This is a genomic window from Lutibacter sp., assembly GCF_013041805.1.
Lineage (GTDB): Bacteria > Bacteroidota > Bacteroidia > Flavobacteriales > Flavobacteriaceae > Lutibacter.
Map to the genome: position 1 here is coordinate 16,435 of NZ_JABDRI010000038.1, position 21,680 is coordinate 38,114.

Annotated in this window: 23 protein-coding genes; 10 read left to right on the top strand and 13 right to left on the bottom strand. The window is 30.8% G+C overall.

Features of this window, described 5'->3' with window-relative positions:
- Window positions 1-53: 53 nt before the first annotated feature.
- From HKP59_RS05790 to HKP59_RS05840, 11 genes are all read right to left on the bottom strand, one after another.
- Window positions 54-1,073 carry an electron transfer flavoprotein subunit alpha/FixB family protein gene (locus tag HKP59_RS05790; protein WP_291804436.1) on the bottom strand — a complete coding sequence of 340 codons (1,020 nt, stop codon included), beginning with the start codon at window positions 1,071-1,073 and terminating at the stop codon, window positions 54-56.
- A 24-nt stretch (window positions 1,074-1,097) separates the two neighbouring features.
- Window positions 1,098-1,973, bottom strand: a complete 876-nt coding sequence (locus HKP59_RS05795; RefSeq protein WP_291804439.1) for an electron transfer flavoprotein subunit beta/FixA family protein — start codon at window positions 1,971-1,973, stop codon at window positions 1,098-1,100.
- A 180-nt stretch (window positions 1,974-2,153) separates the two neighbouring features.
- A complete protein-coding gene (locus HKP59_RS05800) occupies window positions 2,154-3,011 on the bottom strand; it encodes an SDR family oxidoreductase (protein ID WP_291804442.1) in 858 nt (285 codons plus the stop codon).
- A gap of 53 nt (window positions 3,012-3,064) precedes the next feature.
- Window positions 3,065-4,717 (bottom strand): DNA repair protein RecN, encoded by a 1,653-nt coding sequence (recN, locus tag HKP59_RS05805; protein ID WP_291804445.1) that lies wholly within the window; start codon window positions 4,715-4,717, stop codon window positions 3,065-3,067.
- A gap of 22 nt (window positions 4,718-4,739) precedes the next feature.
- Window positions 4,740-5,627, bottom strand: coding sequence for a DUF4835 family protein (locus HKP59_RS05810; RefSeq protein WP_291804448.1), 888 nt, complete (start codon window positions 5,625-5,627; stop codon window positions 4,740-4,742).
- Window positions 5,620-6,831: a bifunctional phosphopantothenoylcysteine decarboxylase/phosphopantothenate--cysteine ligase CoaBC gene (coaBC, locus tag HKP59_RS05815; protein ID WP_291804451.1), complete on the bottom strand. Its 1,212-nt coding sequence runs from the start codon at window positions 6,829-6,831 to the stop codon at window positions 5,620-5,622. Before coaBC ends, HKP59_RS05810 begins: the two co-directional genes overlap by 8 nt.
- Window positions 6,832-7,158 carry a DNA-directed RNA polymerase subunit omega gene (locus tag HKP59_RS05820; protein WP_291804454.1) on the bottom strand — a complete coding sequence of 109 codons (327 nt, stop codon included), beginning with the start codon at window positions 7,156-7,158 and terminating at the stop codon, window positions 6,832-6,834. It lies immediately after the preceding gene.
- A complete protein-coding gene (gene bamD / locus HKP59_RS05825; RefSeq protein WP_291804457.1) occupies window positions 7,148-7,975 on the bottom strand; it encodes an outer membrane protein assembly factor BamD in 828 nt (275 codons plus the stop codon). The genes HKP59_RS05820 and bamD overlap by 11 nt, the downstream gene beginning before the upstream one ends.
- Window positions 7,976-8,099: 124 nt before the next feature.
- Window positions 8,100-8,615, bottom strand: a complete 516-nt coding sequence (locus tag HKP59_RS05830; RefSeq protein ID WP_291804460.1) for a ferritin — start codon at window positions 8,613-8,615, stop codon at window positions 8,100-8,102.
- A gap of 45 nt (window positions 8,616-8,660) precedes the next feature.
- The gene (gene dapA / locus HKP59_RS05835) at window positions 8,661-9,536 is read right to left on the bottom strand and encodes a 4-hydroxy-tetrahydrodipicolinate synthase (protein ID WP_291804462.1); all 876 of its coding nucleotides are present in this window, start codon (window positions 9,534-9,536) and stop codon (window positions 8,661-8,663) included.
- Complete coding sequence (locus HKP59_RS05840) at window positions 9,533-10,057, bottom strand: hypothetical protein (protein WP_291804465.1); 525 nt, start codon at window positions 10,055-10,057, stop codon at window positions 9,533-9,535. The genes dapA and HKP59_RS05840 overlap by 4 nt, the downstream gene beginning before the upstream one ends.
- Window positions 10,058-10,110: 53 nt before the next feature.
- Between HKP59_RS05840 and HKP59_RS05845 the strand changes: the two genes are divergently transcribed.
- The 3 genes from HKP59_RS05845 to HKP59_RS05855 are packed head-to-tail and all read left to right on the top strand — an operon-like array spanning window position 10,111 to window position 12,837.
- Window positions 10,111-10,863 carry a 5'-nucleotidase gene (locus HKP59_RS05845; RefSeq protein ID WP_291804468.1) on the top strand — a complete coding sequence of 251 codons (753 nt, stop codon included), beginning with the start codon at window positions 10,111-10,113 and terminating at the stop codon, window positions 10,861-10,863.
- A gap of 4 nt (window positions 10,864-10,867) precedes the next feature.
- Window positions 10,868-11,782 carry a bifunctional UDP-sugar hydrolase/5'-nucleotidase gene (locus HKP59_RS05850; RefSeq protein ID WP_291804470.1) on the top strand — a complete coding sequence of 305 codons (915 nt, stop codon included), beginning with the start codon at window positions 10,868-10,870 and terminating at the stop codon, window positions 11,780-11,782.
- A gap of 14 nt (window positions 11,783-11,796) precedes the next feature.
- Complete coding sequence (locus tag HKP59_RS05855; RefSeq protein WP_291804474.1) at window positions 11,797-12,837, top strand: GMP reductase; 1,041 nt, start codon at window positions 11,797-11,799, stop codon at window positions 12,835-12,837.
- Window positions 12,838-12,877: 40 nt separating this feature from the next.
- Here HKP59_RS05855 and HKP59_RS05860 read toward each other — a convergent pair whose 3' ends face one another.
- A complete protein-coding gene (locus tag HKP59_RS05860; protein ID WP_291804477.1) occupies window positions 12,878-13,552 on the bottom strand; it encodes a lysoplasmalogenase in 675 nt (224 codons plus the stop codon).
- A 10-nt stretch (window positions 13,553-13,562) separates the two neighbouring features.
- Entirely contained in the window at window positions 13,563-15,458 is a 1,896-nt protein-coding gene (locus tag HKP59_RS05865; protein ID WP_291804480.1) for a hypothetical protein, read from the bottom strand.
- A 251-nt stretch (window positions 15,459-15,709) separates the two neighbouring features.
- Here HKP59_RS05865 and HKP59_RS05870 point away from each other — a divergent pair, with 251 nt between their 5' ends.
- From HKP59_RS05870 to HKP59_RS05900, 7 genes are all read left to right on the top strand, one after another.
- Window positions 15,710-17,953 (top strand): molybdopterin-dependent oxidoreductase, encoded by a 2,244-nt coding sequence (locus tag HKP59_RS05870; protein ID WP_291804482.1) that lies wholly within the window; start codon window positions 15,710-15,712, stop codon window positions 17,951-17,953.
- Complete coding sequence (locus tag HKP59_RS05875) at window positions 17,950-18,483, top strand: 4Fe-4S dicluster domain-containing protein (protein ID WP_291804486.1); 534 nt, start codon at window positions 17,950-17,952, stop codon at window positions 18,481-18,483. Before HKP59_RS05870 ends, HKP59_RS05875 begins: the two co-directional genes overlap by 4 nt.
- 10 nt (window positions 18,484-18,493) lie before the next feature.
- Window positions 18,494-19,453, top strand: coding sequence for an NrfD/PsrC family molybdoenzyme membrane anchor subunit (gene nrfD, locus HKP59_RS05880; RefSeq protein ID WP_291804488.1), 960 nt, complete (start codon window positions 18,494-18,496; stop codon window positions 19,451-19,453).
- Between the two features lie 10 nt (window positions 19,454-19,463).
- Entirely contained in the window at window positions 19,464-19,991 is a 528-nt protein-coding gene (locus HKP59_RS05885) for a YeeE/YedE thiosulfate transporter family protein (protein WP_291804491.1), read from the top strand.
- A gap of 21 nt (window positions 19,992-20,012) precedes the next feature.
- Window positions 20,013-20,603 carry a YeeE/YedE thiosulfate transporter family protein gene (locus tag HKP59_RS05890; protein ID WP_291804494.1) on the top strand — a complete coding sequence of 197 codons (591 nt, stop codon included), beginning with the start codon at window positions 20,013-20,015 and terminating at the stop codon, window positions 20,601-20,603.
- 15 nt (window positions 20,604-20,618) lie between these two features.
- Entirely contained in the window at window positions 20,619-21,278 is a 660-nt protein-coding gene (locus HKP59_RS05895; protein ID WP_291804496.1) for a rhodanese-like domain-containing protein, read from the top strand.
- A gap of 27 nt (window positions 21,279-21,305) precedes the next feature.
- On the top strand, window positions 21,306-21,680 hold a 375-nt coding region (locus HKP59_RS05900), incomplete at its 3' end, for a rhodanese-like domain-containing protein (RefSeq protein ID WP_291804500.1).

Sequence of the window (21,680 nt, forward strand, 5' to 3'; positions counted from 1 at the left end):
TCTATTTTATATTTAGAGTTTTCCTAAAAAAAACTCATCATTTAATTATTAATCTACTTAGCGTTTTCCTTGTAATATTTAATCATTTTTGGAAGCACGACTCCTAAATCACCTGTTATTACATAATCTGCAATAGCATTAATTGGAGCATCTGGATCATTATTTATTGAAATAATCATAGAAGCATCTTGCATACCAGCTGTATGTTGAATAGCCCCTGAAATACCAGCTGCAATATATAATTTAGGCCTAACGGTAGTACCAGTTTGTCCAATTTGACGATTGTGATCTATAAAACCAGCATCAACTGCTGCTCTAGAGCCACCTACTTCTCCGCCTAAAATATTGGCTAAATTTCTAAGTAAATCAAAATTTTCTTTTGATCCTACACCGTAACCTCCCGCAACAATAATTGGCGATTCTTTTAAATTTACACCAGATTCTTCAATATGACGTTCAATAACCTCTACAACAAAGTCTTCATCTGATAAAACTTCATTTGCATTTATCTCAATTATTTCCGTTTTATAATTTTCGTCAATAATTTCTTTTTTCATGACACCTTCTCTAACAGTTGCCATTTGAGGGTGCATATCCCAGTTTATAATATTTGCCATAATACTTCCTCCAAAGGCTGGACGAATTGCATATAACAAATCGGTATATTCTTTCTTCTCTTTTTTTACAAAATGATCTCCAATATCCAATATTGTAGTATCAGCCGTTAATCCGCAATTTAATTTTGAAGCCAATCTTGGCGCTAAATCTCTCCCTACGGAAGTTGCTCCAAACAATACAATTTGAGGATCTTGTTCTTTTAATATTTTATAAGCTAAAGCTGCATGTGGCAAAGTTCTATAAGGGTCTAACTTCGAATCATCAGCAATAAATAGTTTATCAACTCCATAAGGTGAAATTTGACTTTCGATTCCGTTTAGATTATTTCCAAAAACCATAGCTTCTAAAGGAGCTCCTAATTTTTGAGCTAATCTTTTTCCAGCTGATAATAACTCCTGACTTATTTCTGCTACATTTTCATTTTCTATTTCGCAATAAACAAATACACTTTTCATTTTATTCATTTTAAGTTATATCAACTACCCAATGGTGTGATGTTTAATTAATTCTTTAATCATTCCTTCAATATCGCTATCTGAATCAGTTAAAACTTTAGACTCATTTGCAGTTAATACGATACTTGAAACACTTTTTACCTTTGTAGGAGAACCTGCTAAACCAATTTTATTGATATCCGCATCAATATCTTCTACACTCCATTCTGGAATCACTAAATGTGGTCTTTTCTTATGCAATTTTTCTAATACCGGATCACCTTTTCTCATTTCGGTTTTAGTTCTCGCATATTTATACCTCATAACATTTTTAGCAATTCTTGATCTACACTCTGGTGAAGATCCATGAACTGTCATTAAACAAGGAAAAGGTGACGAAACTGTTTCCACTCCTTTAGACAATCGTCTTCTTGCTATAATTTGAGTATCATTGAAATCTAATATTTCTTCAACATATGTTACTTGTGGAATATTTAATTTATCAGCACATTGTGGTCCAACTTGTGCTGTGTCTCCATCAATAGCTTGTCTACCTCCTACGATTAAATCGTAATCAGCAATTTTTTTAATTCCTTGAACAATGGTATAACTAGTTGCCAATGTATCAGCGCCTCCAAAACGACGATCGGAAATCATAATTCCATCATCCACACCTCTGTAATATCCTTCACGGATTATATCAGCAGCTTTTTGTGGCCCCATCGTTAATATGGTAACTTTCGTACCAGGTATGCGATCTTTGATGTTTAACGCTAATTCTAATGCGTGCAAATCATCTGGATTAAATACTGTTGAAAGTTTACCTCTGTTAACAGTTCCATCTGGCTTCATTGCGTCAGGTCCAACATGTCTAGTGTCTGGTACTTGTTTTGCTAGCACAATTATTTTAAGTGGTCTCATACGATTATTTTAAATCATTTTTTTTAAACTTACCAAATTTAGATTAAATAATTCGTTCAAAAAATGACAATACTCATACTTTGAAATTAATAGTTTTCTATTTAGTTTTCAAAACATTATGTACAAAAAAAGCGATGATATCTAATCATCGCTTTTAAAAATAACAATTATTATTGTCTATTATTTTTTAGTTTTTGCTTCTTCTGAAGAATCTTCTTTACCTGTATAATTTTCCATAAAAGTATCCATTATGGCAGTACTTACACCCATATTAGAGAATCCTCCATCATGAAATAAGTTTTGTAATGTAACTTTCTTGGTTAAATCAGAAAATAGACTTATTGTGTAGTCTGCACATTCTAAAGCTGTTGCATTTCCTAGTGGTGACATTTCCTCAGCATAAGCAATAAAACCATCGAAACCTTTTACTCCGCTTCCTGCAGTTGTAGGTGTAGGTGATTGAGAAATTGTATTTACTCTTACTTTTTTATCACGTCCAAAGAAATATCCAAAACTTCGTGCTACTGATTCTAAATAAGCTTTATTATCTGCCATATCATTATAGTCTGGAAATACACGTTGAGCCGCCATATAGGTTAATGCGACAACACTTCCCCATTCATTCATTGCATCTTTTTTGTACAACATACTCATTAATCTATGAAAAGATAAAGCCGAAACATCCCAACCAGTTTTGGTGAAATTATAATCTTGATTTGTATAATGATTACCTCTACGAACGTTTACAGACATTCCAATTGAATGTAAAACAAAATCTATTTTGCCGCCTAAAATTTCCATAGATTTATCAATTAAATTTTCTAAATCCATCATAGAAGTAGCGTCAGCTGGAATAACTTGAGACCCTGTTTTATCTGCTAACTCAGAAATAGTTCCTAATCTTAAAGCGACTGGTGCATTTGTTAAAACAAATGTTGCTCCTTCTTCATGTGCTCTTTCTGCCACTTTCCAAGCAATAGATTTTGAATCTAATGCTCCAAATATAATTCCTCGTTTTCCTTTTAATAAGTTATACATAATTGTATTTTATTTGATTTTATTTAAAATAGGCTGCAAATATAGTTAAAATATTAATTTAACAATTGCTTTGCATGCTCCACAGCAGTTTCACTGATGTTTTTACCTCCTAACATCTCTGCAATTTCATCTATTCTCTCAGTATAAGTTAACTCAGTTAGTTTCGTAACAATATTATTTGCTATATCTTCCTTATAAACTTTATAATGCTGTTTACCTTTAGCTGCTATTTGAGGTAAATGAGTAATGGTTATTACTTGCATATTATTACTCATCTCTTTCATAATTTCAGCCATTTTTTGCGAAACGTCTCCAGAAACACCTGTATCAATTTCGTCAAAAATAATAGTTGGTAATTTTAAATATTCAGAAAGAATTGACTTTACTGAAAGCATAATTCTAGATAATTCACCTCCCGAAGCTATTTTCTTTAATTCACCAAAATTAACTCCTTTATTCGCAGAAATCAGTAACTGTAATTCATCTTTTCCGTTATAAAAATACTGATCAAGATGCACTAAATTAAATTGAAAACGAGTATTTTCCATACCTAAATACATCAGCTTATTTTCTAACTTTTCCGTAAGAACTGGAATTGCTTTTTGTCGTTCTTTAAAAATTATTTTTGCAAGATGATCTATTTTATCAGATACATTTTTAATTTCAGCTTCCTTTTCAGAAATTTGTTTCGAAGAATTTTTTACTTGGTCAACCTTTACAGAGAGCTCTTCTTCAATTCTAATTAATTCACTTATTGAACTTACTGAATGCTTTTTTTGTAAATTATAAATTAATTGTAATCTATCATTTAAATTCTCTAATTCTGATGTGTCAAAATCAATTTCTTCATTTGCCCTTTCAATTTCACTACCAATATCTTCAAATTCAATTTTAACACTTAAGGCTCTTTCATAAAAGGCTCCATACTCTTTAGAAAAACCTTTAATTTTTTGTAGGTTATTAACTACCGATGTTAACAATGCATTTATCCCAATTTCATCATTAAAAGTAACTGATTGAACTTCTGATAAACTTAACTTAATTTCTTCTATATTATTTAATTTATCCAGTTTCTGTTCAATAGCTTGTTGTTCTTCTATCTTTAAATTTGCTTTTGACAATTCTTCAAATAAATGTAAATTATAGTCGAATTGCTCCTGAGCTAATTTTTGACTTTTTATAAGCTCTTTCAATTCTTTTAACAACTTTTTATATACAATTAAACCTCTTTTATAAGATTCAATTTTTTCAGAATTATTTGCTATGGCGTCTAAAATCTGAAACTGAAAACTAACATCTGATAATTGCATTGTTTGATGTTGAGAATGCACATCAATTAATTTTTCACTCAACGAGTTCAAAACTTGTAATGTTGTAGGTGTATCATTAATAAATGCTCTTGATTTTCCACTAGGCAAAATTTCACGTCGAATAATCGTTTCTTTTTCAAAATCTAAATCATTCTCTTGAAAAAAATCCTCCAAAGAATAATTTGATATTGAAAATTGCCCTTCAATTACACACTTAACTTCTTTATTCTTTAAAGTTGTTGAATCTGCTCTTTTTCCTAAAACCAACCCAAGTGCCCCTAGCAAAATAGATTTACCAGCCCCTGTTTCACCAGTAATAATTGATAATTTATCTTTAAAATTAACAGATAAACTTTCAATTAATGCATAATTTTTTATAGAAAGATTTGTAAGCATTTTTATATTTTAAATTTAAAACTTACTTTATTTCATTCCACTTCCCTGCATTAATAGGTGAAATTTGTAACAAATCATCCTTTAATGTTTTTGTGTCATAAATAGGTCCATCTGAAAATACACTTACAATTTCAGTAGCTTTTGAGTCCATAAAAACACGTAACAAAAATGCATTTGGCCGAACGCTAAAAATCGATTTTAAATCCATTATAGATTCAGCTATTTTTTCTTTTGCTTTACGATTATCATCGCTCATAACATCCAAACCTTGTAAATGATAGGTGTACAAAGCTTTTCTAAACAAACTATATGTTGGAGATAGTATATTATCAATTAACATAAATCGTGTTCCAGGTCCATCATTTTGATTCCAACCAGCATATCCACTTTGCTGTGATTGAACAAGAATATCTTGTGCTCTTGTAAAAAAGGAAGTTCCTCCATTTAAAGAAAAAGTATCAGCGTCAAAACCTAAAATAGTATAAACATAAAATGACAGTATAGATATCAAATTAGACTCAAAGATATTTTCATTGAACTGCAACGGTTGAAACTCTGCATAATTAAATGAAAAATTATCATCCTTAAAGTTAAATACTGGTGTTAAATAAGATGAATTGTAAATAGGGCGTGAAGATTGAATTTGAATATGTCCTTTAAATTCATTGCCACTTTGTTCTAAAATTGTCAATGTTAGGTTACAATCTATTCGCTCTTGAGGTTTATATGCATAACTTGTCCAACGTCTTTGGTTTACAAATTCATTTAATGCATTTTCAAGCGTTGTGAAAATTTGTCTATTTGAACCAGGTATTCTATCAGAAACAACAGCCACTGTACATTTTAACTCTTGTGAGTTTACTTGTGCAATAGAAAAAATAATTAAGACAACATTGAAAAATTTACGCATAATGTCTGTTTAAAATTTCACTAAATATATCTTTAGCAACAGCTGCTTTAGATTTTAGACTAAATTCAGAAATTTTTTCGGATTTATCTATAATTGTAATTTTATTTGTTTCTTTCTTAAATCCCGCTCCTTCGTCTTTCAGAGAATTTAGCACAATTAAGTCTAGATTTTTTTTCTTTAGTTTAAGTAATGCATTTTCAATTTCGTTATCGGTTTCGAGTGCAAAACCAACTAAAAACTGAGTTGTTTTAATTTCACCTAAAGAAGCTAAAATATCGTGAGTTTTTACCAATTCAATACGCATTGAATTCTCTGTCTTTTTAATTTTAGATGTTGCTATATTACTTGGTTTATAATCAGACACCGCAGCAGAAAGTATTGCAATATCAACTAAACCAAAAAGCTGATGAACTTCATCATACATTTCTTCTGCACTTACAATATCAATTCGATGTATTGAAGAGTGAGAAACAACTTCGCTAGATGGACCAGTTATCAAATAAACCTTCGCTCCCAAATTAGCAGCTGCTTTAGCGATTTCAAATCCCATTTTACCAGAAGAATGATTTCCAATAAAACGAACTGGATCAATAGCCTCATAAGTTGGGCCCGCCGTTATTAAAACACTTTTATTATATAGCGGTAAGCCTATTATAATGTCATTTTCAATAAATGAAATAATATTTTCAGGTTCTTCCATTCTCCCTTCTCCAATCAATCCACTTGCTAATTCACCACTTGAAGGTGGAATAAAAACATTTCCAAAACTTTGTAATTTTTTAACGTTTTGCTGTGTGGTTGGATGTTGATACATATCTAAATCCATCGCTGGTGCAAAATAAACTTTACATTTTGCAGATAAATAGGTTGCTAATAATAAATTATCGCAAACCCCATTTGACATTTTGGATAATGTATTTGCTGTGGCTGGAGCAACAACCATATAATCAGCCCAAAGACCTAAATCTACGTGACTATTCCATTGCTCATTTTCATCTTCTTTATCAAAAAAAGTAGAAACTACAGGATTATTAGATAATGTTGAAAGTGTAAGTGGAGTCACAAAATCTTTTGAAGCAGGGGTCATAACAACTTTGACATCTGCACCCGCTTTTACAAAAAATCGTACTAAATGAGCCGTTTTATAAGCAGCAATACCAGCAGTTACGCCAATAAGTATATTTTTACCACTTAAAACTGACATCTACTCTTGTATATCTTCTGGATTTCTATAATAAACTTTACCTTCTAACCATTCTTCAACAGCTATTGCAGTAGCTTTAGGTAATTTTTCATAAAATTTAGAAACTTCTATTTGTTCTTTATTTTCAAAAACCTCATCTAGACTATCAGTATAAGTTGCAAATTCTTCTAATTTCTCAACTAGTTCACTTTTTAGATCACCACTAATTTGCTCAGCTCTTTTAGCTATAATTGTAATAGCTTCATATATATTTTGTGTAGGAGCTTCAATTTCATTTTTGTCATACGTTACAGTTGTGGTAGCTGCTTTTGAGTTTTTATAGTCCATTGGTTTCTGTTTTTAGTGCTGTTAAAGAATTGTATTCTTCATTTAAATTTATAGATAATTTATCTGTTTCATTTATATATTCAGAGTTTGGAAAACTCCTCTTAAATCTTTCATGTATTTTTATTGCATTTAAAAGACGCTCTTCCTTTTTCGCAATATAGCTATTTATAGCTAATTCATAAGCTGATTTAAATTTATAGTATAAAGCTTCTTCTTTATAAGAAGTTCCCAAATAATCAGACAATAAATTATCAAATGCAACTATTGCGGCAATATAATCAGTCGTATGATAATATTGCTTTGCTATTTCAAACGATTTTTTTTCTAATTTATGCGTTAACTCTTTAATAAGTTTATTTGCATCTACTATATTTGGGGAATTTGGATACTTGTAAATAAAGTTTTGTAAAGCTGTAATAGCCTCATAACTATCCTTTTGATCTAAACTAAAAATTGGAGATGCCAAATAATAACTTTGAGCTGATAAATATGCAGATTCTTCAACTTTTGAACTTTTTGGATAATTTTTTACAAACTTATCAAAATAATATGCCGCTAAAGTATATTGCTTCGTATTATAGTGCGCTTGAGCAATCATATATTGAATACGTTCCATTTGCGGTTTACCCCTATAGCTAGGAGTAATCTTTTCAAATAATTGAATGGCTTTATTGTATTTCTGACTTTCATACATTTTTGTAGCCATTTGATACTGATCTTGGACAGTACCTTTATTCAAAACTTTTTGATATTCACTACAAGATGAAACACCTATAGCAATCAACAAAATGAAAATATAAATTTTATTTTTTTGCATTTGGCAAAATTAGTTATTTAATATGGATTATTAAAATGATTTTTTTAGTATCACTTTACCACAAAAATAACTGTGTTTGATAATAAATATCTATTAACAATCTTAATTCTTTGTTAATTATAAATTATGCTTCTGGAGCAACTGAACTTACAACTGATAGTTGTTTAATATCATTATCAAATAAATACAATCCTCCTTTATCATCACCAATCAAGTTTATTTTGTCTAAGATAGTTCTAGCTTGCGCTTCTTCTTCTATTTGCTCAGCTACGTACCATTGTAAAAAGTTATGAGTAGCGTAATCTTTTTCCTCTAAAGCAATATGAACTAATTCATTAATACTTTGAGAAACAAACACTTCATGATTGAACAAAGTCTCAAACATTTCTTTAATAGAACCAAACTCCAATTCTGGACCATTTAACTCAGTTACTTTCGCGTGCCCACCTCTTTCATTGATATATTTAAACAATTTCATCATATGCTGACGTTCCTCATCAGATTGATCATACATAAATTCTGAAACACCTTCTAACCCTTTTTGCTCGGCCCAAGATGCCATTGCCAAATATACTTGAGAAGATTCAGCTTCAATTCTTACTTGTTTATTTAAAACAGTTTGCATTCTTTCTGATAACATAATCTTATTTTTATTTATTCTGATTAAATTTGAGTTGCAAAAATACTAATAATTATCAATAAAATTAGTTAATTTTTGGTGTAAATTTTGAGAGGCATTTACTAGTGGTAATCGAACATTTTCTGAACAAATTGAAAACTTCTGCAACAATGCCTTAATGCCTGCAGGATTTCCTTCTTCAAAAATATAATCAATGCTATCTAACATTTTATAAAATAAATTGTTAGCATCATTTACTTGATTCTTCAAACCATATTGAATCATTTTTGAAAAATCTTTGGGTAAACCTTGCCCAATCACTGAAATAACTCCAGCTCCACCAGCCAGCACAATTGGAAGTGCAATCATATCATCACCAGAAATAACTAAGAAATCTTTAGGCTTCTTTTGTATCAATCGTTGCGCTTGAACTATATCTCCAGCAGCTTCTTTAATCGCAATAATATTTTTAAAATCGTTTGCAAGTCTAACAACGGTAGTTGGTTGAACATTCAAACCCGTCCTACCAGGAACGTTATATACAATTATTGGTTTTGGACTTGCTTCAGAAATTGCTTTAAAATGCTGATAAATTCCTTCTTGTGTTGGTTTATTATAATAAGGACATACAGAAAGTATGGCACAATAATTAGATAAATCTGTGGTTTTTAATTCTTCAACCACAGCCATTGTATTATTTCCCCCAACACCTAAAACAATCGGTAATCTTCCATTATTTACTTCAACAATTGTAGCTTTTACTAGCTCCTTTTCTTCATTTGTTAAAGTAGCTGGTTCACCTGTTGTACCTAAAACTACAAGATAATCAATACCATTATCAATTTGATAATTTACCAAACGTTTCAAACCTTCAAAATCAACTGATTTATCACTTTTAAAAGGGGTTACTAAAGCCACTCCTGTTCCTATCAATTCTTTCATTCAATTAAATTTAAGATAGATAAATATTTTTTTAATTCTTCTGTAAAAATATCTATCTCATCAGTTTTACAATTAATTAATAAATTATAATAGTCAGTATTTAAATGAGAAAACCCTGCTTTAAATCCAACTTTGCTGTGCAATAATAGAAGATTGATATATACACAATCAATTTTACTGTAATTAATTAACAAATCGTATTTTTTTGTTAAAATATTAGTCAAATTTTCAGACTTAATTTTACCATACCAACCAAAATCTTTCGGTGAAATTATGTCATCCAACTCCAATTCTTTTGGTAATTTTTGCTGAAAAAACAACCACTTTATATCCTTTTCAACTAGTGTAAACATTTTTAGTAGCTCTTCTCTAATGATTTCTTTTTTAGAATAATCATCACAAACAACGAGTATTTTTTTAATTTTCTTTAAAGAAACAACATTAGTCTTATTGACTAATTTAGACTGTCTCTTATTTAAAAAAATTTGATTGCTTTTTCTCTTAAATCCTGTAAAAATCATCTATATTTACCCTTGAATTCACAAAATTAATTAAAATCATTAGTATTTCAGCAATGAAAAAATTTATAATTTTAATTTTTACACTATTCATAATTTTTAGTTGTAAAAATGATCCTCATCATTTAGTCAGAATTGAAGGAAAACTAATCCCTATTAGTGAAGAATTAAATCCGAAAGAAGTATTTGAAACTACAATTGAGCCTTATAAAGTAAAGGTCGAAGCTGAAATGAATGCTGTTTTAAGTTTTACTCCAAATGAACTAAATAGGCTTGATGGAAAACTCGAAAGTTCCTTAGGAAATTTAATGGCAGACTTGTGTTATGAAAAAGCAGATCCAGTCTTTAATTCTAGAACAAGTAAAAATATTGATTTTACAATGTTAAATTTTGGAGGAATAAGAGCTGGAATTTCCAAAGGCGATATTACTATGGAACACGCGTTTAATTTAATGCCTTTTGAAAATGAGTTAGTTGTGGTTGAATTAACAACTGATAAACTATATGAATTAATAAATTACTTAATCACTGAAAATAGAGCACATCCTATTTCTAAACATCTAAATTTAGAAATAACAAAAAATGGATATAATCTAAAGATTAACAATCAGCCAATTGAAGCTTCTAAAACCTATTACGTGTTAACATCAGATTATTTACAAAATGGAGGTGATAATATGATTTTCTTTAAAAATCCAGTGAATTTATACAAAACCGATTATAAAGTTCGGAATGCAATTATTGATTATTTTAAAGAAAATGATACCATAAAAGTTAACCTAGACGGAAGATTCCGTAGTGAAATTTAATAGTATGAAAAGAAGAAATTTTATTCAAAAATCTACTGCAGCAACAGCTTTTTTAACATTAGGCGGTCTATCACTTGAATCGTTTTCTAGCAATAACACCAAACATATTACGATTTTACATACCAATGACACCCATAGTCATATAGAGCCATTCCCAAGCAATCATTCTAGATATGCAAATAAAGGAGGGGTAGCCAGACGCGCAACTTTAGTTGAACGAATAAGAAAAGAAAATCCGAATACTTTACTGCTAGATGCTGGAGATATTTTTCAAGGAACACCTTATTTTAACTTCTATGGTGGCGAATTAGAGTTTAAATTAATGAGTATGCTTAAATATGATGCTGTAACCATTGGAAATCATGACTTTGATAATGGTGTTGGCGGTTTATACGCTCAATTACCTCACGCAAAATTTGATTTTATAAGCTCTAACTATGATTTTAAGAATACTATTTTAGATACACATACCAAACCATATAAAGTTTTTATAAAAGACGGAATTAAAATCGGAATTTTTGGAGTTGGAATAAAACTCAAAGGTTTGGTTAGTGAAAAAAATTATAAAGAAACTAAGTATTTAAATCCAATTGAAATTGCTCAAGATATGAGTCGAATTTTAAAAGACGAAGAACATTGCGATTTGATAATTTGCTTATCTCACTTAGGATATCATTATGCACCTGAACGACAGGAAATTGGTGATTTAGAATTGGCATCAAAAACAAAAGATATCGATTTAATTATTGGCGGACATACGCATACATTTTTACCAAAACCAACGGTTACAAAAAATAGCGAAGGGGAAAATGTATTGGTAAACCAAGTAGGTTGTTATGGAATTAATGTTGGTAGAATCGATTTTTATTTTGATAATGATAAAAATAAAGCTAGTAAAGGAAAAAGTATAATTGTTTAATACAACAGATTAAAATGCGCATAGAAACTGGATTAAAATTAGGCTTTAAAGATGTAATGATTCGTCCAAAACGATCAACATTAAGCTCTAGATCTCAAGTTGATTTAAATAGAAAATTTACTTTTTTACATAGTAAACTCAAGTGGAATGGAGTTCCTATCATGGCGGCAAACATGGATACGGTTGGTACTTTTGAAATGGCAAAAGAATTAGCAAAACATAAAATATTTACAGCTATTCATAAGCATTACTCGTTAAAAGATTGGAAAAAATTTATAGATTCATCTACATCAGATATAACCGATTATTTTGCCGTTAGTACTGGAACAGGAAAAGATGATTCAGCAAAACTTTTAGCAATTTTTAAACAACATCCTCAAATTAAATTTATTTGCATTGATGTAGCAAATGGTTACTCCGAACATTTTGTGAATTTTGTAAAAAAAACAAGAGAACAATATCCAACTAAAGTAATTATGGCCGGTAATGTTGTTACTGGTGAAATGGTTGAAGAATTATTACTAGCTGGGGCTGACATTATTAAAGTTGGCATTGGACCAGGTTCAGTTTGCACTACTCGCGTAAAAACAGGTGTGGGCTATCCACAGCTTTCAGCAATTATAGAATGTGCAGACGCTGCACATGGTTTAGGTGGTCAAATAGTATCAGATGGGGGTTGCAAAGTACCTGGTGATATTGCCAAAGCTTTTGGTGGTGGAGCAGATTTTGTGATGCTTGGCGGAATGCTTGCAGGACATACAGAAAGTGGAGGAAAAACAGTTAAAATAGACGGTGAAAAATTCAAACAATTTTACGGAATGAGTTCTGAAACTGCCATGAACAAACATGTTGGTGGTGTTGCCAATTATAGGGCTTCTGAAGGAAAGACGGTTGAAATTCCTTATCGAGGTGAAGTAGAACATACTGTACAAGATTTTTTAGGTAGTTTACGGTCTACGTGCACGTATGTTGGAGCTAAAAGATTAAAGGAACTGACAAAAAGAACAACTTTTATAAGGGTGCAAGAACAACACAACGAAGTGTTTTCTAAATAATTTTTTTTGATTTTCCCTATTAATAATACCAAAACTAAGACTATTCATTTTCTTTGGTATCCGTTATCTCATTTCCAAAAATCATAGAGCGAAATATTAAATATTGAGCTAACACATAAGTAAACATGATGACAATTTTATTAAAATGCTCTTCGAAATAAAATTTATCTATTGCTAATACTGAGTCTGATAACATAAAAACAATAGCTCCTAAAAACATTAATAATGATTTTCTTGATTTATTATTCATAAAATCAATTAAAGAAACTACGCCTAATGTTGAAATAGTTAATCCATAAATTATTACAGGTATAAGCATTTCATCAAGCGAATTTTTTAAAGTAAAAATCAACAAACTAAATACTATAAAAAATGGAATAATTGAAAATATAATTTTTAAAACAGAGTACTTTTGAATACGAGATAATACAATCTTTATAAATAAAAAATGAGCTATTAAAAATGAAACCAATCCAGTAATAAAAAATAGTTCTCCTTCAAACATCAATAAAACATCTCCCAAAAATGAAAATCCTAAAGCAAATAAGTACCATTTCAATCTTTTTTGTACAGAAAATGTATATAAAAAGAGTAATGATAAAATAATTAACGGTTTAAAAATATATCTGAGAAATGGTATTTCTAAAATAATTCCTATAATATCTAAAATTGATACAAGTACAAATACAAAAAAGGTAACCTTAATTTTATCCATTATAAATTTATTAATCCCACGCAGGCAAAACACAATCTTCACTTAATCTATTTAATAAAGGCTGAATACCCTTAATTAAACTTTCTTGCATTAGTTTAGAATCATCTTTATGACATTTTAAACAAGCTCCTACAAATAATAATTTTTTTTGTTCTTCAATGGTAAATGGCCTAAAATCTAATCTCGTAGAGTTTATGACACCCTTTTCTGTTTCACCTAAAAATGGAATCCAAGCATCTTCAGGCAAATTATCATTTGGATTTAAAGCATACTCCGAGGTGAATGACCATTTCCCAATTCCATTTTCAATAGTATACGTTAATTCTCCTTTTCCATACCCTAAAGTTGCAGAATTAGAATGGCACGACTTACAATCTCTAACTATACTAGTTGTTGTATGTGGTGAATTTGGAGCGTATAACCTATGAAATGAAACATCAGTGCCTATTTCTTTTCCTGCATAACTACCCTTATCAATAGTCATAATCATGCCAGGTATAGCAGGTTCAATGTGATCTCCTTCCTTGGTTGAACGAACTCCCATAGCAGGAATTGAGGAAGAAAATTCAGCTACATGCTCTTTCCATTGCCCCTTCCCATATTTTTTATCTAGTAAATCAAAAGCTCTTGGTTCATCTTTATCAAATTCATTATGACAACCTATACAGCGAGATGTCCAAGAAGAATGACACGTAGCACAACTCACATTTTGATGAGCATTATCTCTAGAACAAATTTCAGGCTGAGGATTCAATGGATGAAGTACACCATCTTTTTTTCCTATCAAAAAAGCATTGCCTTCAGCATCTATAAATGTGTTTACCAAAGGATGATTATCTTTTTTAACAGCAATCATTTCTTTATCATAATGTTTATAATCTCTATGCAAAAAGACTAAAATACTTTCGGCATCTAAAGAATCATAGGATATGGTGTTTGGCTTTTCTTTAAAATGACAATCTGCACATTGTAAAGTAACCGCTTGTTCTTCATGAGCATATTTTTTACCTGTACCCATAACTTCATGCGAAGAATGGCAATCTATACATAACATTCCTTTTGTATGGTGTATATCTTCTTCAATATATTTATAAACACGCTTGTCTTCAGCAGTTTTATAACCGTTCAAATTTTTAATTTCATCCTCATTTAACATGGTTTCTTGCCAACCTTCGTAATTAGTTGAAATTCTACTAGAACGACTATGACAACCATAACAATGTTCATTTTTAACAAAAATATCTGTTGATGGATGAAACTTTGGTAACTCCATTTTATCTGAAGACATATAAGTAGTTAAATCAGTTTTAGCCTCTTCAGAATAATTTAAATGACACGCATTGCAACCTCCTCCTCTACTCATTTCCGTAATCTCTCCAAACTCTTTTTTCTCAGCACCTAAATGACAGTTTGCACATAAATCACGCATATGCTTATCTGCAGGAGAATATTTTAAATCTTTAATATGGTAATGGTAATCTGGAGAATCTGATTCACCAAATATATATTTATCAACAGCAACTAGACCACTATTAGTAGTCATTAATGAATTTTCAATTTTAGATAATTCGTTTGGATGACACTTTCCACAAGTTTCAGCAGCATCTGATAAATTTCCTGGTATTAGAACCATTCCTTTATGTGAATCTTCTTTGTTTAATGTATTTGGATTTCCCAAATGACAACTAATGCAACCAATTAATTCGGGATTATGATACTCCGAATATCCTTTTGTATTTGAATGGCAACTTAAACAAGATTCTTCATCAATGTTATCAATTTTTACATATTCTATTTTCTCATTTGAATTAGAACTAAAATATGTTTCATTTTTCAAATAAAAAACACTAATTAAACCAAAAATGAGTAGTGTAAAAAAACCTGTTTTTATATATTTAATTTTCATAAATAAATTGTTGGATCAAATTTACAATAAATAAATTGTTAGGAACAATTCAATAATAAATGTTAACGTTATGACATCTAAAGAATTAACTATTTTTTTAAAATATTTTGCTACTTTTATCACATAAAAACCTTCGCTAGCACCTTAAAATGCTACAAATGTTACATTACATAATTTACATAGGTGACATTTGTCATATTCTAGATTACCTCATGTAAGTAACTTTACCTCAGAAAAAAAATGAATAACTTATGACTACTTCAAGAAGAAAATTTATTAAAATTTCTGCCTTAGGATTAGGAGGTGTTGCGGCTTCAACTGGTGCAATTAATGTATTAGGAGCTAATTCATATTTAGATGATTTAGTAAAACCAAAAGGCACTAAAGAATTTAAAAGAACTCCTACTTATTGCGAAGTTTGCTTTTGGAAATGTGCTGCCTGGACATATTCTAACGAAGAAGGCGAAATTAAAAAAATTATCGGTAATGATAATGACCCCCATTGTTATGGCCGTTTGTGCCCAAGAGGAACAGGTGGTGTAGGAATGTATAACGATGAAGATAGACTTAAAACTCCTCTAATTCGTACTACAGTAAATGGAGAAGATACTTTTAGAAAAGCTAGTTGGGAAGAGGCGTTAGATTTAATTGCCTCTAAATTTAAAGATGTAAAAGAAAATTATGGTCCGGAGTCTGTTGCTTTAATAAAACATGGTTCGCCAGGTGCTCATTTAGAGCATTTATTTAAAGCCTTCGGTTCTGATACTATAGCTGAACCTGCTTATGCTCAATGCAGAGGTCCGCGCGAAACTGGATTTAAATCAACATTTGGTTCTTGGGTTGGTTCTCCTGAACCAACAGATATTAGAGATACTAAATGTTTAGTATTAATAGGATCACATATTGGTGAAAACATGCACAACTCACAAGTGCAGGAAATGTCTGATGCTATAGACAATGGCGCTACAATTATAACGGTTGACCCAAGACTTTCGACAGCTGCAAGTAAATCTGAACATTGGTTAGCAATTAAACCAGCAACCGATATCGCCTTAATGCTCTCTTGGATGAATGTATTAATTGAAGAAGGTTTATATGATAAAGAATATGTTGAAAAATACGGCTTAGGATTTAATGAATTAAAAGAACACGTTCAAAAATTCACACCTGAATGGGCTTACGGTATTACAACTATTAAACCAGAAGAAATTAGAAAAACTGCAAGAGTTATGGCGCACGCCGCTCCAGCAGTAATTATTCACCCTGGTCGTCATGTTGTATGGTATGGAGATGATTCTCAAAGAGCAAGAGCAATGGCTATTTTAAATGGCTTATTAGGATCTTGGGGACGTCGAGGAGGTTTCTATTTTAAAGAAAAAATAGCAGTTCCTAAATTTCCACACCCAGCTTATCCACATCCAAAATGGGGTTGGGAAGAAATAGGAGAAAAATATCCTTTAGCTGAAATGGGTATCACTACTGAAGTTTTAAAAGCTGCGATTCCAAGTGATGATAATAAATACCCAGTAAAAGCAATGATGATTGCTGGTACTAACATTACAAAATCTATTCCCGATCATAAAATAATAGAAGAAGCGATTGAAGCATTAGATTTTATGGTAGTTATTGATACAATGCCAATGGATGTGACTGGTTATGCCGATGTTGTTTTACCTGAATGTACTTATTTAGAACGATATGATGGTATTAGATCTGCAACAAATAGAGAACCTTCGATTGCTGTAAGAGTCCCTGCTGTTGCTCCAAAATACGATTCTAAACCAGTATGGTGGATAGCTAAGCAAATTGGCGAAAGATTAGGCTTAGGAGAATATTTTAACTATGATGACTTTAAAGAAGTTATTGAATGGCAATTAAATAAAATGGGATCTTCATTAGAGGAAATGGAGAAAATTGGTGTTAAAAATTTCCCTCGTAAATCTGGTTCAATGTATATGAACGAAAATGAAACTTACGAGTTTCCTTCAATGAGCGGAAAGATTGAATTTTATTCTCAAGAATTAAAAGATTTAGGTTTTGACCCAATGCCAGTATATACTCCACACCCTGAAGCACCTCAAGGATTTTATAGATTAAACTATGGTAGAGCACCAATGCATACCTTTAGTAGAACTGCAAATAACCCAAATCTTAATGACTTAAAAGATGAAAATAATTTGTGGGTAAATCCTAAAGTTGCAAGGATAATAGGTTTAAAAACCGGTCAAGAAGTTTGGCTAAAAAATCAAGATGATGTTATTTCTAACTTCTCGATTAAAGTGAGGATTACAGAACGAGTTCGATGGGATTCAGTTTATATGGTTCACGGTTTTGGTCACGACAATAAAAAATTAAGTAGAGCTTATGGTAAAGGTATAAATGATACAAAATTAATTTCAAAAGTAGCGGTTGATCCTATTATGGGTGGAACTGGAATGAGAGGGAATTTTGTAACAATTTTAACTGAAAATCCACATAAAAATATTGAGATATGAGATATGCAATGGTAATAGACACATTAAAATGTGTTGGATGTAGTGATTGTGTAGTTGCTTGTCAAACGGAAAACGATGTTCCAGTTGGATATTGTAGAGATTGGATTACTGAAAGGGTAGATGGGTCTTACCCAAATCTAGAATTAGAGCTTAGATCTGAAAGATGTAACCACTGTGATAATGCACCATGTGTAAGATGTTGCCCTACTGGAGCAAGTCACATTGTTGATGGTGGAGTTGTAATGGTAACTGAAAATGAATGTATTGGATGTGGTGCATGTATAGAATCCTGCCCTTACGATGCTCGTTTTCAACACCCAGATGGTTATGTAGATAAATGTACTTTCTGTCATCATAGATTAGAAAAAGGCCAACTCCCTGCTTGTGTATCAGTTTGTCCAACAAAATGTATGTATTTCGGAGATTTAGACAATCCAAATAGCGAAGTTTCACAATTATTAAAAAACAGAAAGTATAAAACATTAGCTCCTGAAGCAGGGACTAATCCACATGTTTTTTACTTAATTTAAAATTAAAATTATGCAAGAAGAATTATTTACAAGTGGAAGAAACATACCACATATAGATCCTTCATTGGAAATTTGGCACTGGCCAATATCCTTATATTTATTTCTAGGTGGTTTATCTGCGGGATTGTTATTTTTTGCTGCCTTATTTTATATATTAGGTAAGGATAAAGAATACCCAACTACTGTTAAAATAGCATCTATTGTTCCGCCTATAGCATTGTCAATCGGTTTATTAGCATTAGTTTACGATTTAACTCATAAATTGTATACTTGGCAGTTATATATGACCTTTAGAATTGAATCTCCAATGTCTTGGGGAGCTTGGGTTTTATTAATTGTAACTCCAATATCTTTTATTTGGACATTTAGTTATTATAGAGAGATTTATCCAAGATGGGAACAAAAACTTCAGGTATTTAAAAGATTTAAATTTTTAAATACCGTTGAGAAATTTGCTCAAGATAACAGAATTTACATGGCATATGCCTTAATTCCATTAACGCTAGTTTTAGGTATTTATACAGGTATTTTACTATCTGCTTTCAATGCTAGACCGTTATGGAATAATGCAATTTTAGGCCCACTATTCTTAGTATCAGGTTTATCAACAGGAGCTGCAGCTATTATTTTATTATCGAAAAATAAATTAGAACAACACACTTTTGGAAAAATAGATTTAGCGCTGATTATTGTTGAATTAGCCTTAATAGTTCATATGATTATGGGATATTATGCAGGTTCTCAAGTACAACTAGAAGCTATGGAGTTATTAGTAAATGGTGAGTTTACATTAATGTTCTTCGGTTTTGTAGTAATTCTTGGGCTCATTATTCCAGCAATTATGGAACTTATTGAATTAATTGGCTTCAAAGTTCCTGCAATGGTTCCAGCTTTACTTGTCCTTCTAGGAGGGTTAGTATTTAGGTTCGTAATGGTTGAAGCCGGACAAATAACTAGATTCCTTTATTAAAAAGTAACTTATGAAAAATAATCAAAAAAATAGACACGTATATTGGAACCCATACTTTGGTGGTTTCCTCCTAGGAATTTTAATCTTATTTACTTTTTATATAACTGGTAGAGGATTAGGAGCAAGTGGAGCAATGAAAAGTAGTGTTGTAACAATAGTTGACACTGTAGCACCAACACATGCCGAAAACAACACATATTATAGTAGATTTATTAATGAAGAAAAATCTCCAATGAATACTTGGTTAGTATTTGAAGCATTAGGTGTTTTAATTGGCGCATTTTTGTCTGGTGGATTAACTGGTAGAATAGGTTGGAGAACACAACACTCACCTAAAATAACTCCAAAAAGAAGGCTAGCTTTTGCTTTGGGTGGAGGAATTTTATTTGGGCTTGGTGCTCAAATTGCACGAGGATGCACAAGCGGTGCAGCATTAAGTGGTATGGCGGTATTGTCAACAGGTGGCTTTATAACAATGCTAGCCATTTTTGGTTCTGCATTTGCGTTTGCTTACTTTTTTAGAAAAAATTGGATTTAATTAAATAAAAAATAAAAATATATGGGACCATTAATTCCTAACGGAGTAATTCCTGCAGAGTGGGATAGTATAATTGCCATTTTAATTGGTATTGTTTTCGGATTTGTTTTAGAATCATCTGGATTTTCATCTTCCAGAAAATTAGCTGGAGTATTTTACGGCTATGATTTCGCAGTATTAAAAGTGTTTTTTACCGCTGCATTAGTATCATTAATAGGTATGTATTACATGGATTATTTAGGCTATGTAGATATAAACCAAATGTATGTTCACCCTACATATTTATGGGGAGCAATTATTGGAGGTGTAATTATGGGATTAGGTTTTGTTACTGGAGGTTTTTGCCCCGGAACAAGCCTATGTGCAGTTGCAATTGGTAAAATTGATGCTATAGTTTATGTTGTTGGTATAATGATAGGAGTATTTATTTTCTCCGAATTATTTGTATTATTTCAACCATTATATGAGGGGTCATTTTTAGGAAATATAACACTTGAAGATTCTTTAGGTGTCAATCCTTACTGGTTTGTATTTATATTCACCATCATTGCAATTGTATCGTTTGTAATATCTGATATGATTCGTAAAAGAAATAAAAAAATATTTTACTAATATAACAATAACACAATGGTTAAAAAAAAGGTAGCAAAAGTTTTAGCTTTTAGATATATGATTCTTGCCGGAATACTAGTTATACTTGCTGGTGGGTTAGTTTTATTACCTAAATACGAAAAACATGAAGGTATTAAAACAGAGCAACTTCTAAGCAACATAATTAGCCCTGAAAGATATATTTCAACAGACAATTTAGCTGACAAATTAATAAATCAAGATCCTTCTTATTTATTAATTGATGTTAGAGATGAAAAAAGTTTTAATAAATATACACTTCCAAATGCAATTAACATTCCTTTGGCTAAGTTACTTGATGAAGATTCAGAAATGTATTTAAATCAAGGTCAATATGATGTAGTACTATTTTCAAATGATAATTTTTATGCAGATCAGGCCTGGATATTATGTAATAGATTAGACTATAAAAATCTACATGTATTAAAAGGTGGTGTCAATGAATGGTATAATACGATTATTAATCCATTAAAACCAGCTGAAACAATGCCAGCTGAAGCATTTGAGCTATATACATTTAGAAAAGCTGCGAGTATGTATTTTGGTGTTGCTTATCCTGAACAGTTTAAGACTGTTATTAAAAAAGCACCTCCAAAACCTAAAAAGGTAATTACGGTTAAAAAGAAAAAGAAAGCACCAGCAGAAGGTGGTTGTTAATTTTAAACACTTTACAAAAAACTCTTTATGAAAGAATTAGAAAAAACCAAACGGATATCAATAGCTGGGACGCTTTTCATATTGATAATACTTATAGCTGTTTTATCATATGAACGACCTAAACATTTATACAAGGTTAATAGTGCTGCTACACTAGAAAAAATAATCACTGCAGACTATTTTGTATCATTAGATGAAATTGAAAACCCTAATTATATTTTAGTTGATGTAAGAGATCAAATTGAATATGAAAAAGGGCATTTAGAAAATGCAATTAATATTACCACTACCGAAATATTAAGCGATGATAATACAGATATTCTAAACGAAATTGTAGAAAAAGAAAAAGTGGCTCTCTTATATGGAAAAAATCCTAATGAAGTAAATGGTGCTTTTTTAATG